General features: G+C 51.4%; 8 protein-coding genes and 2 pseudogenes. 6 read left to right on the forward strand and 4 right to left on the reverse strand.

What is annotated here, in order from left to right; all coding sequences use genetic code 11:
* Positions 1 to 42 precede the first annotated feature (42 nt).
* Together H8L32_RS14565 and H8L32_RS14570 are read right to left on the reverse strand one after the other, a co-directional pair.
* Positions 43 to 2,121 carry a TonB-dependent receptor plug domain-containing protein gene (locus H8L32_RS14565; RefSeq protein WP_186947983.1) on the reverse strand — a complete coding sequence of 693 codons (2,079 nt, stop codon included), beginning with the start codon at positions 2,119 to 2,121 and terminating at the stop codon, positions 43 to 45.
* 333 nt (positions 2,122 to 2,454) lie between these two features.
* Positions 2,455 to 3,252 carry a type 2 periplasmic-binding domain-containing protein gene (locus H8L32_RS14570; protein ID WP_186947984.1) on the reverse strand — a complete coding sequence of 266 codons (798 nt, stop codon included), beginning with the start codon at positions 3,250 to 3,252 and terminating at the stop codon, positions 2,455 to 2,457.
* 281 nt (positions 3,253 to 3,533) lie between these two features.
* On the opposite strand from H8L32_RS14570, the gene htpG reads away from it, so the two are divergent.
* Positions 3,534 to 5,444, forward strand: coding sequence for a molecular chaperone HtpG (htpG, locus tag H8L32_RS14575; protein ID WP_186947985.1), 1,911 nt, complete (start codon positions 3,534 to 3,536; stop codon positions 5,442 to 5,444).
* A gap of 78 nt (positions 5,445 to 5,522) precedes the next feature.
* Here the strand turns inward: htpG and H8L32_RS14580 are convergent, their stop codons facing one another.
* Together H8L32_RS14580 and H8L32_RS14585 are read right to left on the reverse strand one after the other, a co-directional pair.
* The gene (locus tag H8L32_RS14580; RefSeq protein WP_186947986.1) at positions 5,523 to 6,029 is read right to left on the reverse strand and encodes a DUF3016 domain-containing protein; all 507 of its coding nucleotides are present in this window, start codon (positions 6,027 to 6,029) and stop codon (positions 5,523 to 5,525) included.
* A gap of 249 nt (positions 6,030 to 6,278) precedes the next feature.
* Positions 6,279 to 6,731 (reverse strand): outer membrane lipoprotein, encoded by a 453-nt coding sequence (locus H8L32_RS14585; RefSeq protein WP_186947987.1) that lies wholly within the window; start codon positions 6,729 to 6,731, stop codon positions 6,279 to 6,281.
* Between the two features lie 195 nt (positions 6,732 to 6,926).
* Here H8L32_RS14585 and H8L32_RS14590 point away from each other — a divergent pair, with 195 nt between their 5' ends.
* From H8L32_RS14590 to H8L32_RS28355, 5 genes and pseudogenes are all read left to right on the forward strand, one after another.
* Positions 6,927 to 7,427, forward strand: a complete 501-nt coding sequence (locus H8L32_RS14590; protein ID WP_186947988.1) for a DNA-deoxyinosine glycosylase — start codon at positions 6,927 to 6,929, stop codon at positions 7,425 to 7,427.
* 206 nt (positions 7,428 to 7,633) lie between these two features.
* Entirely contained in the window at positions 7,634 to 8,452 is an 819-nt protein-coding gene (locus H8L32_RS14595) for a spermine/spermidine synthase domain-containing protein (protein WP_186947989.1), read from the forward strand.
* Positions 8,453 to 8,474: 22 nt separating this feature from the next.
* The gene (locus H8L32_RS14600) at positions 8,475 to 10,256 is read left to right on the forward strand and encodes a GspE/PulE family protein (RefSeq protein WP_186947990.1); all 1,782 of its coding nucleotides are present in this window, start codon (positions 8,475 to 8,477) and stop codon (positions 10,254 to 10,256) included.
* A gap of 23 nt (positions 10,257 to 10,279) precedes the next feature.
* A pseudogene (locus tag H8L32_RS28350) lies at positions 10,280 to 11,626 on the forward strand (CHASE domain-containing protein); the annotation flags it as partial.
* 168 nt (positions 11,627 to 11,794) lie between these two features.
* Positions 11,795 to 12,484 (forward strand): annotated as a pseudogene (locus tag H8L32_RS28355) (PAS domain S-box protein); the annotation flags it as partial.
* Positions 12,485 to 12,496: the final 12 nt, after the last annotated feature.

Below are 12,496 nucleotides of genomic sequence, written 5' to 3' on the forward strand. Positions count from 1 at the left end.
ATTCCCCCTGTTGCGTCTATGATTTGCGTCTATGATTTGCGTCTATAAACTCTTCTCAACCTGAAAACGTATCGTTGTACTTCCCGGCGTCACCGAGCTGCGCAGCCTGCGGCCATCCTGATCCTTGTATTGCGAGGCCTGCAGCACATCCTGATGCAGGAGATTGTTGATCGACAAACGCAGTTGCACTTTATTTTCCAGCCTCCACAAACCATACATATCCAGGTTACGGCTAACGCCACTATAGTTGCGCAAGCCAGTGGCGACCTGTACATTGCCACCCGTCTGAAAATTGAAGTTGAAACCAAATGACTGCTGCTCACCGGGCTTGTAATCCATACCCAGATTGGCGGTCAGCGGTACCTGATCGGTCAGGCGATTGTCCGGCCCCGGTATGGCATCCAGCTTTGACCAGTTACGTGCCGCATTCACACGCACCTCCACCGGGGGTGCCGCAAGCAGCCAGTTCTGCAAGGCAAACCTGGCGTCAAACTCTATGCCCATGACCCTGGCTGTGCCATGGTTATACGGAGAGGTAATCCAGACTTTGTCTTTTTCATATAGATTTTGCACTGTCACGTCCTGTACCCGTTTGGCATAGGCAGACAGGCTGAACATGCTGTTCTTGGCAAAATAAGATTCATACGCCAGATCAGCGCCCCAGGCCAGTTCTGGTAAAAGCTGAGGATTACCCTGATAGTCTGGATTATTCGGGCCATTGTCATTATTGGCCGTATAACGGCGCGGCACCAGGCTGCGCGGGGTCGGTGCCTTGTAGGTGCGTGATAGAGCAAAGCGCAACTGGTCTTTTTCCTGCTCTGGCAACTTCCACAATAATTGCATGACCGGGCTCCAGACACTGGACCGTGTCTGTACCACTGGCATCAGGCGCCCTGCGGTTTCGGTATTCAAGCCTTCCCAGCGCAAGCCCAGATAGGCTTGCAGGCGATTCGTCACATCCCATTCATCCTGCACAAACAAAGCCAGGCGACGCACGTTGGCCTTGTAATCTTCATTCAGATCCTGCACAACACTGCTACCCGGCTGGCGATCAAATTGCAGGCGCGCTTCGCTGCGTTGTGTCAGCGCAGTGTCCCAACCCAGCGCCAGACTATGGTCATCGCGAAAGCGACTCAGGTATTTACCGCTGCTGCTGACACTGCTGTCTATCGCATTCGATACCACATGGCGATTGAAAGGCAGCACTCGTTCCTGTGGGTAACCATAGAAGTTGTAATCCGTCTCGCGCTTGTTGTAACTCAGGCCTAGCTTCGCATTCAGCTTGCTGTCTGCATTGATTCTGTGCGCCCAGTTCAGGTCAGACCGCAACATACCCGTGTGCGAAGAAGCACGGTAATTATTGTCGGGATACAGCGTGTGGTCTCCCTCAAGGAGAATTTCATGATCACGTCCCCAGTTCACGTTGCGATAATAATCAATCAGACTTTGCCAGCTCAGCGTATCGCCATTGTCCAGTTCCCAGTTCAGGCGTGGCGTGAGCGCCAGGCGCCAGAAGTCAGCCAGATTTTTTTGCTGTATCAAACGCAAAGTCCTGGCCTGGGTAGCTGTGCCGTCAAGACTCTCGGTCACAACGGGTGCATTCTCATAACCGGTTTTTGACAAGGTGCCAGTGACGGCATAATAAAACCCTGCGTTCTTGTCGGCCACCTCCAGGGACAGCGAAGGATTCCAGTTATTTTCGCCATGCGCAAGGCTGAACTTGACGACTTTCCTGGCACTGCTCACCCCTTTTTTCAAGATGATATTGATGCTACCGGCCACTGCCTGGGCACTGTATTCCGCACTCGTCGTCCGTAATATTTCCACCCGCTCTATCAATTCAGGCGCAATGCTGTCTATGGAAAACCCGGGAGCCACCGCATCACCATTCAATAATATCTGGGTATAACCAGAACCCAGGCCGCGCATGCGCAGTTCATTCCCCACGACGGAAATACCGGGCTGCCGCTTCAAGACCGAAGACAATTGCGCGTCGCCATATTGCAATAACTCTGCCGCGTTAATAACGATTTTGGCAGCGGTATCGTTTTTTCTTTGGGCACTGGCACCTGGCCCAGCAACCTCCACTGTTTGTACCACATCGTCTTTTTTGGCTGGCACGTCCGCAGCATGGAGATGATTACTCCAAAGCAGAATGAAACTTCCCAGACCGGTGGTTCCCGTTTTTATGAATTTTTTGAGATACAAAGAGGACGTGCGCGTTGGACGACTTGAGACAAGCTTGGACATGACGATGATCAGGTTGGGCGGAAATTAAATATGGCCAGATGTAGCAACTAAATCGATAGCTAAACCGATAGCTAAATCGACTGCCAAATCTGGAAAACAGGAGAGATTATGAAGTGGGAAAAACCATCACAGAATCAGCTTGTGACCAAAACCCGGAATGAGGTGACAGAGCAAGAACTTTTAAGCGCTTGCTGTCTCAAGCTTTTATTTTGCGGGTTGCAATCCTGATCTGGTGTATTTGAAAAATTCATCAAGGATGCGGGCAATGCTGCCGTCATTTTTCATCGCCAGCAAATTGGCGCTCAAGACTTTGGAAGTGGAACTGGTGGCAAATTCTGGCCGCACCCGCATCACATGGGAACCATAGGCAATCACCAGGCTGGGGCCTAATAACTGCATGGACGCATTTCTTTCTGCCGCAGCCAGGATAGCCGGCTGGCTACCGACAAGGCCGGAAATACGACCCGCCTCCAGCATACGCAAGCCATTTTCCAGGTTATTGATTTCCACCTTCTTGACACGTTCATCCTGTCCGAAAGTGCCATAACTCAGCCTGCGCATCATGCCTATGCCTTTTTCCGCAGACAGGGCAATCAAATCATCAAAATTTCTCAGGTTTACGCCGCGCTGCGCGACGACAATAATGGGGTATTGGGTTACCTCGGACAAGATAACGCCATCCAGATCGGTAAAATTTTCAGCCTGTGAGATGCTATAGGCTTCTTTGTCCGCAGGAAACATCGCAACATGGCGGGAACTGGGTACGACCTGCACCTCAATGGGCACCGCAGATCGCCTGCGCAATTCATTCACTATGCGCACATTAATGCCATCGTAAGTAGTTTTGCCATCCTTGCTGTCCTTGATAAAGGCAAAAGGGGCCACTTCCGTCAGGTACAGGTTTGCCGCCATGAGCTGCGGGGTATACCCGCATAGCCCCAATAGTCCCAATAGCCCACTGAGCAGACAAAACCCCGGCAAATTCAATACCTTAAGCAACATTCACTCACTCCATGCGCCTGGCAACATTAGCAAAGTATTCAATCATCATGAAAGTTTAGTAATTTTTTGCAAATATTACAAATATGTGTACAACTAAATATGCACATCTGTGCATAAGCCATGAATATTTCATGTTTTTTCTACAACGATCTTGAAATCCACTAAAGCGACCTCACCTACCGCTAGCAAAATTAATGTTGCGATAAAAAGCAGCAGGCAGGTAGTTGCTACAACTTGCTACCACTTGCCACCACTAAATAATGAAATCTTTGAGGGAAACCATGTCAGAAAAGCAAACCCTGGGCTTTCAGGCCGAAGTTAAACAACTCTTGCAGTTGATGATTCATTCCTTGTATTCAAACAAGGAAATCTTTTTGCGCGAATTGATCTCGAATGCCTCTGATGCATCCGACAAACTGCGCTTTGAAGCCATCAATGACGCCAGCCTGTTTGAAAGCGATCCGGACCTGCATATCCAGGTCAGCTTCAACAAGGAAGCGCGCACCATCACTATCGCCGACAATGGCATAGGCATGAGCAAGGCCGATACCATTGAGCATCTGGGCACTATTGCCAAATCCGGCACCAAGGAATTTTTCGGCAAACTGTCGGGCGACCAGCAAAAAGACGCTGCCATGATAGGCCAGTTCGGCGTCGGTTTTTATTCCGGCTTTATTGTCGCTGACCGCATCACCGTAGAAACCCGCCGTGCTGGTCTGCCTGCAGACCAGGCCGTGCGCTGGGAATCCGAAGGCGCGGGCGACTTCAGTGTCGAAGATATCGTCAAACCTGGTCGTGGCACCAGCATCACCCTGCATTTGCGTGAAGGTGAAGATGAATTCCTGTCGGCATGGAAACTGAAATCCGTCATCCGTACCTATTCCGACCATATCTCCCTGCCGATCAAAATGCAGAAAGAAGAATGGGATGAAGAGAAAAAAGAACAGGTCCTGAAAGACGAACTGGAAACCATCAACCAGGCCAGTGCCCTGTGGGCGCGCAGCAAGTCTGACATCACGCCTGAGCAATATGATGAGTTCTACAAGCATGTATCGCATGACTACACAGCACCACTGACACATACCCACAACCGTGTCGAAGGCCGCAGCGAATATACGCAACTGCTGTATATACCAGCACGTGCACCGTTCGACATGTGGGACCGCAACAAGCGCGGCGGCATCAAGCTGTATGTCAAACGTGTCTTCATCATGGATGATGCAGAACAACTGATGCCGGTATACCTGCGCTTTGTCAAAGGTGTCATCGATTCGAATGACCTGCCTTTGAATGTCTCACGCGAAATCTTGCAGGAAAGCCGCGACATCAAGGCCATACGCGAAGGTTCTACCAAGCGTGTACTGGGCATGCTGGAAGACCTGGCAAATGCCGATGGTGATGACGACGCACAAGCAAAAAAAGACAAATACACCACGTTCTGGAAAGAATTTGGCCAGGTACTGAAAGAAGGCGTGGGTGAAGACAGTGCCAACAAAGACCGCGTCGCCAAACTGTTGCGCTTTGCCTCTACCCATAATGACAGCGATGTACAGAATGTCTCGCTGGCAGATTATCTGGCACGCGCCAAAGAAGGCCAGGACAAGATTTACTATGTGACAGCTGAAAGCTATGCCACAGCCAAAAACAGCCCGCACCTGGAAATTTTCCGCAAGAAAGGTGTAGAAGTCTTGCTGCTGACGGATCGCGTAGATGAATGGATGCTGTCCTTCCTCACCGACTTCGAAGGCAAGGAACTGGCATCTGTCGCCAAAGGCGGTCTGGATCTGGGCGAACTGGAAGACGAAGCAGAAAAGAAACAGCACGAAGAAACCCAGACCGAGTTCAAAGACCTGGTCGAGAAAATGAAAGTTGCGCTGGCCGATAAAGCCAAGGATGTACGCGTGACTTTCCGTCTGACTGATTCACCGGCCTGCCTGGTGGCGGATGAACATGATTTGTCCGGTAACCTGGCGCGCATGTTGAAGGCAGCAGGCCAAAGTGCGCCGGAATCCAAGCCTATTCTGGAAGTCAATCCTGACCACCCACTGGTTCAGAAATTGAAATATGAAGAAGCGAAATTCAGTGACTGGTCACACATCCTGTTTGATCAGGCCCTGCTGGCCGAAGGCGGCAATCTCAGCGACCCTAGCGGTTTCGTGAAACGCCTGAATGAATTGCTGTTGGATAAATAAACAGATCAAACAGAAAATTCACTCAAAAAAAAACGGACTCAGTTTGAACTGAGTCCGTTTTTTTATGCGCCATCAAAATCAGCGTACAGGAAAAATCTTTTCCTTTTGCTGCTTGCTGAACCAGTCACGCAGCATCTGCTCTTCATACTGAAAACTGTTATGTCCGCTGGCCACACCCAGGCGCATGAGGAAACTCATGTCCTTCACATCTTCGTTACCAGATGCCACGGTCTTGCCCTGTTCATCCTTGAGATCAAAGCGAAAGCTCATGCGTGGCCAGTACAAATCCCGGATTACACGCACCTCACTCACCATAGGGGTAAAGAATGGCCTGACATCACCGGCCAGATCGACATCTGTCACCGTAATATCCCACACATACCCATCCGGCAGTTTTTTGGCCAGATCGTCAAACATCCGGTCAAATTCCTTGATGACTCTTTCCTGAAAACCGATCTTGCTTTCATTGGTAGGACGAATGTCGGTAAATTTCTCCGGCTCTTGCCAGCTTACCCTGGCGCTACCCGCATAGGCTGGCCCCGTCATGACGACGGCCAGCAACATTACGGTACAAATCTTTTTCACTTTGACCTCCTTTTTTCCTGCGTACTGAGGATACAGTCCAGCCCGTACTATACTTGAATTCCGACTATTGTCAGTCCACGCCTGTGGCGAAAACAGGCGCAAAAACCGGGCGGCTTAACTCTTCAAGCATAGACGATGAAAACAAAAACGACCAGACTGGCTGGTCGTTTCCGGGGATCGAATTTGTGACAAGACTTTTCAGCCCCTGGCCTCAATCTGCCAGGATAACCATGCTACTTCCCGCCCGAATCAATGCGTTACGCGGGTAGTTCTGCCATTTGACAGCAAACGTACCCTGTCACCGGCGCGGAACAGTTCATCCGCATCCTGGGTAATCGCGCGCAATTCACCATTATCCAGCTTGACCGTAATTTCCAGACCGCGCACCTGTGTCGCATTCTTTTCCACATTCTGTCCTATCATGCCACCGGCAATCGCGCCGACTATGCCAGCAGCCAAAGCGCCATTACCCTTGCCTATGGATGATCCGGCAGCAATACCGCCCAATGCTGCACCTGCAGCAGTACCGACACCGCTCTGACCACGGTCTATGGTGACATCGCGTATGGATTCTACATAGCCCATACGTACACTTTGCTCATTCTGAGTCTGTCTGGAGTTGTACACACTACCCGAATTGTGCGACGTAACAGCACAGGCACTCAGGCTGGCTACCGCAAGCAGAATAATAAGACGTTTCAAGATACACTCCTTTATCATTTCAATTAGCATAAAACGCATGACTTTCAATAAGGTTGACTGGCAATGCTGCAGGTAAGTTCCCCGCTTTATACTCCTGACATATTCCCAACATAAGCACGCAAGCAAATTTGGCGAATGCTTGCTAAGCTGGTGCAAGTTCACGCTTTACCAGTTATCACTACGAAAGAACAAGGCATGCAGGCTGATACCAGGCCACTATTACAGGGCTTCCCTCCCGTCATTGATCAGCACACCCATACGCTGGTGCTGGGCAGCTTCCCTGGCGAAGCTTCCTTGCAGGCGGTTCAATACTACGCCTATAAGCAAAACCAGTTCTGGCGTCTGATGTCCGCCTCGCTGGACACCGATATGCTGGCCCTGGCATACCAGCAACGGCTGGATTGTTTGCTGGCGCATGGCGTCGGTTTGTGGGATGTGTTTCATTCCTGCCTGCGATCGGGCAGTCTGGATTCGGCGATACGTGAGGGTAAGCTGAATGATTTCAGCGGCTTGCAGGCACAACATCCGCAGTTGCGTAAGCTCTGCTTCAATGGCCAGACTGCCGGCAAGATGGCGGGCTACTTCAATCAACGCGGCTACCAGACCGCCATACTGCCGTCCTCTTCACCGGCGTATGCCGTGCGGTCTTTTGAAGACAAGCTGCGGGAATGGAAGGCCCAGTTTCAAGGCGACTAAGGGGCAGTATTCCAAACCGAAATGTAATGCTGCTCTTAACACCCTGATGTGGATGTCGCGGGTGGCGTGGCGACATTTTTGCCAAATAGCTGGTTTATGTCTGGAAATCTGTTCAAATGAGTCATTTTCAGGCGAAAATAATGACTGACAACAGGAATCATGTAAATTTCCTTTTTAAGCGTCAGGTGACTGGTTAAAATAAGGCCATGCTAATCAAACGAAAATCCATAGAAGCCGAAGCGAATCATCGCTCCGGCCCCAAAGCTGCGGTCATCAAGAAGGCCAACCGCAAACCCAAATTTGCCCCGGTTACCCTGTCCGAATTCGACGGCGTACGCTTTCTCCATTTCGGTACCGAATGGGTACAGGGTGCCATGCGTCTGCGCAAACCGGATGCCATAGAACTGGAATACGCCCAGCAGATGATGGCCTGGATGCTGTTCATCGATACACCCGGCCATCTGGTGCAACTGGGTCTGGGTACTGGTGCACTGAGCAAATTCAGCTACCGCCAGTTTGAGAATGCACGTGTGACGGCAGTGGAACTGAATCCTTCGGTGATTGCCATCTGTGAAAGCATGTTTAAACTGCCGGCCAATGACGAACGTCTGCAAGTGCTGGAAATGGATGCACTGGATTACGTCAATGATGAAAACAATCATGGCAATATTGATGCCATGCAGGTGGACCTGTATGACGCCACCGCACGTGGCCCGGTACTGGACAGTGCCGAGTTTTATCAGGCCTGCGCCGCCTGCCTGAAAGACGAAGGCATACTGACAGTCAACCTGTTTGGTGACCACCCCAGCTATACGCGCAATCTGAAAGCCTTGCGCTTTGCCTTTGACCAGGTTTTGTGCCTGCCCGAAGTGCATGACGGTAATGTGGTGGCCATCGCCTTCAAACAAAAACAATCACTCGACTTCGACAGCCTGTATGAACGTGCAGAGCAGATCAAGGCCAGCACCAAACTTCCTGCCAAGACCTGGGTCAACGGGCTAAAAGCGGCCTGCAATCCAAAATGATTATCTGAGACGCCAAAACAATATGAATAAACCAGCACACCGCAGCCTGAATCTTCAGCAGATTTTTACCTGGCTGATGGCAGATGGCATCGTCCTCAAAGAGGAAGCAAAAGCGCATTTCAATGCGTCCCAGGCCTTGCTGAAAAATGGCCCGGCATCCATGCATCCGCTGACGGCCGTGGCACAATCCAAATTGCATTCTGCCGTTTCGCCACACATACTGTTGACGCTGGACTGGCTGACAGAGTGGACTGCGGGCAAGGTCAACATGCCTTTCTACCGCATCGACCCGCTGAAAATTGATTTCACCAATGTCTCGGACGTGATGTCATCTTCGTATGCGACGCGTTTCAACATCCTGCCGGTGGAATCTACCGCCAGCACTGTAGTCATTGCCACCACCGAGCCTTTCAATCTCGAATGGCAGCAGGAAATCCTGAAATTCACACGCAAGGAAATTCGTCTGGTATTGGCGAACCCGCTGGAAATTTCACAATACATCGTCCAGTTTTTCTCCCTTGCGAAATCAATCAAGGATGCACGCAAGGCCAACAAGAATGATGCGGCACTACGGCAGAACTTTGAACAACTGGTCGAACTGGGCAAAGCCAACAAGCAGGTGGACGCCAATGATCAGCACGTGATCAATATCGTGGATTGGCTGTGGCAGTTTGCCTTTGACCAGCGCGCCTCGGATATCCATCTGGAACCGAAACGTGATATTTCCATCATCCGTTTCCGTATCGACGGTGTACTGCATCAGGTTTACCAGGTGCCAGCCACCGTCATGATAGCCATGACGGCGCGTATCAAACTGCTGGGCCGCATGGACGTGATCGAAAAACGACGCCCGCAGGATGGTCGTATCAAGACCCGGACCAATGATGGCCAGGAAGTGGAATTGCGTCTGTCCACCCTGCCCACCGTCTTTGGCGAAAAAATGGTCATGCGTATTTTTGACCCGGAAGTCGTGGTCAAGACCCTGCCCGAACTCGGTTTCCCCATCAATGATGCAAAACGCTGGGATCATCTGACCAGCAAGCCGCATGGCATCATCCTGGTAACCGGGCCTACCGGGTCCGGCAAAACCACCACCCTGTACACCACGCTGAAAGCACTGGCAACGCCGGATGTCAATGTCTGTACGGTCGAAGACCCTATCGAGATGGTGGAAGGTTCGTTCAATCAGATGCAGGTACAGGCGTCCATTGACCTTGGCTTTGCTGATGGTATCCGGGCGCTGATGCGTCAGGATCCGGACATCATCATGGTGGGTGAGATCCGTGACCTGCCCACCGCTGAAATGGCGATACAGGCCGCGCTGACCGGCCATCTGGTCCTGTCCACCCTGCATACCAATGATGCCCCTTCGGCCATCATGCGTCTGCTGGAACTGGGTGTACCCTATTATTTACTGGAAGCAACCATCATCGGCATCCTGGCGCAAAGGCTGGTACGTACCCTGTGCGTACACTGCAAATCCCCCGATGGGGAAATGCAGGATGCCGTCTGGTCATCGCTGGTAGAAGACTGGGGCATTCCCAAGCCACAATCCATTTATCGCCCGGTTGGCTGCCCGGAATGCCGTCAGACCGGCTTCCTGGGACGTACCGGCCTGTATGAATTGCTGACTGTCACCCTGCCGTTCAGCAAACTCATTACTGAAGAAGCCGATATCCACGCTCTGCGTACACAAAGTGTCAAAGATGACATGAAACCCTTGCGCATTGCAGGTGCCTATAAGATCATAGAAGGTATGACCACCGCCGATGAAGTATTGAAAGTGACTTCATCGCTGATTTAGCGCAGTTTTCAGGGTAAGCAGGAATGCAGACAGCACCGTCCAGCACATCCGTTACAAGACGACAACTGCTACAGCAAATACTGGCAGTCGCCTTGGTCTATGCGGTGCTGGGGCGGCTTTCCCTGCTGTTGGCAATTCCACCCGGCTACTCGATCGCCATTTACCCGCCTGCCGGTATTGCCCTGGGTGTGGTGCTGACCGGTGGTTATCGGCTCTTGCCCGGTGTCGCTGCTGGTGCCCTGTTCGCCAATCTGCTTATCAATTTTGAAATTAGCGGCGGGCTGCTCGATACCAGTGCCTGGATCGCCTCATCCGCCGTTGCTATCGGTGCCATGCTGCAGGCCGCAGCAGGTTGTCGCATGGTGCGTCATTTTTTGCAGGACGATCTGTCACTCGGCACTGACAAACGTATTTTCCAGTTCTTTTTTTATGGCGCGCTGGTCGCCTGCCTGATCAATGCCAGCATAGGCGTGCTTACCCTGGCAACGCTGAATATCGTACCCTGGCCAGAATTCACCAATAACTGGATAGCCTGGTGGACCGGCGACACCTTCGGCGTGCTGACGATCACCCCCATCGTCATGGTCATCTTTGGCAAACCCCGTGCCATCTGGCATGCCCGCAGATGGAGCGTCATGCTGCCGCTATTTGTCTGCCTGCTGCTGGTGGTCACGGCATTCACCTTCACCCGCTATCGCGAAGAACAGAAACAGCAGCTTGAATTTCGCCTGAAAGCAGAACGTGTAGGTCAAAGTCTGCAAAACCGGCTGGATAGCCATTCCGACATCATGCGCAATGTCGAACGTCTGTATGCCAGTTCCAATCAGGTCGAAAGGAGTGAATTCGCCACGTTCGTGAGCCATACCATTGCCAATCAAAAAGCCATTTCCTTTTTGGCCTGGGTGCCCAAAGTGATGCAGTCGCAAAGGGAAAGTTTTGAAGTATCCGTGCTGCGTGAGGGGTTTGCCAATTTCCAGATACTGGAAATGAATGAACGGCAATCACTGGACGAAGCCAGAATCAGGGATGAATATTACCCCGTCAAATACATAGAACCATTTATCAGTAACCATCAGTTCTTCGGCTATGACATGGGTTCCAGCGTGTTGCGCAGAAACGCTATTGAAGATGCCCGCGACAGCGGTCACCTGACAGTCACCGATCCGCTGACATCACTGGAGGCTAGCGACCTGCAACTGCATGTACTGCTGTTCGCCCCGGTCTATGAACATGGCAAGCCACTGGAGAACATAGAGCAGAGAAGAACTGCATTTTCAGGTACGGCAGTCAGCATGTTGCGCATGGGGGCACTGGTCAAGGACAACCTGGCAAGCGAAGACCTGAAAAATCTCAGCGTCAAATTCTATGACCTGTCCTATCCAGGAAAAAAAGGGGTCTTCCTCGACGACATTGCAGAAATCGACAATCGTTACCTGTTCCAGTCCACCATCAATTTCGGCGGCAGGCAATATGCTTTCCTGGCCCAGCCTTCGTCCGAATACTGGAAATCCCATGTCGCCTGGATCACCTGGATCACCATGATAGGTGGCTTGCTGTTCACCGGCTTGCTGGGCGCTTATTTGCTGGTAGCTACCGCGCATACCTATGGCATAGAAAACCTGGTGGCGCAAAGAACCACGCAATTGCACGACAGTGAAGAACGCCTGCGCACCATACTCGACAATGCGGCGGAAGGCATACTCACTACCGATGAATATGGCGTCATCGAATCGGCCAACCAATCGGCAGAAATCCTGCTCAAATACACGCATGACAGCCTGCTTGGCCTGAACATGCTGAACCTGTTTCCCGATCCCGATTCCCGCATGCTGCTGGTACGCCATTTGACCAGCTCAAGTCTGGGTATGTCATTTGAAGAGACAGGTAAAAGTGACCGTGAAGAAGTGATGGCCATCAAAAAAGATGGTCATGAAGTACCGGTAGAATTGGCCATCACCCGTGTCAAGCTGGGGCAAAAGATACTGCTGGTCATCATCATGCATGACCTGTCAGAAAAAAAACGGGTTGAAAAACTGAAGACAGAATTTGTCTCTGCCGTCTCGCATGAGTTGCGTACTCCACTGACATCCATACGCGGCGTGCTGGGTTTGCTGGTGGGTGGCGTCGCCGGGGAAATTCCTGGCAAGGCACATACCATGCTGGTCATGGCGAATGACAATGCGACACGGCTGACCACGCTGATCAATGATTTGCTGGATTTTGAAAAACTTGAATACGGC

The sequence above is a fragment of the Undibacterium hunanense genome (assembly GCF_014284335.1).
In the GTDB taxonomy this organism is placed as follows: domain Bacteria; phylum Pseudomonadota; class Gammaproteobacteria; order Burkholderiales; family Burkholderiaceae_D; genus Undibacterium; species Undibacterium hunanense.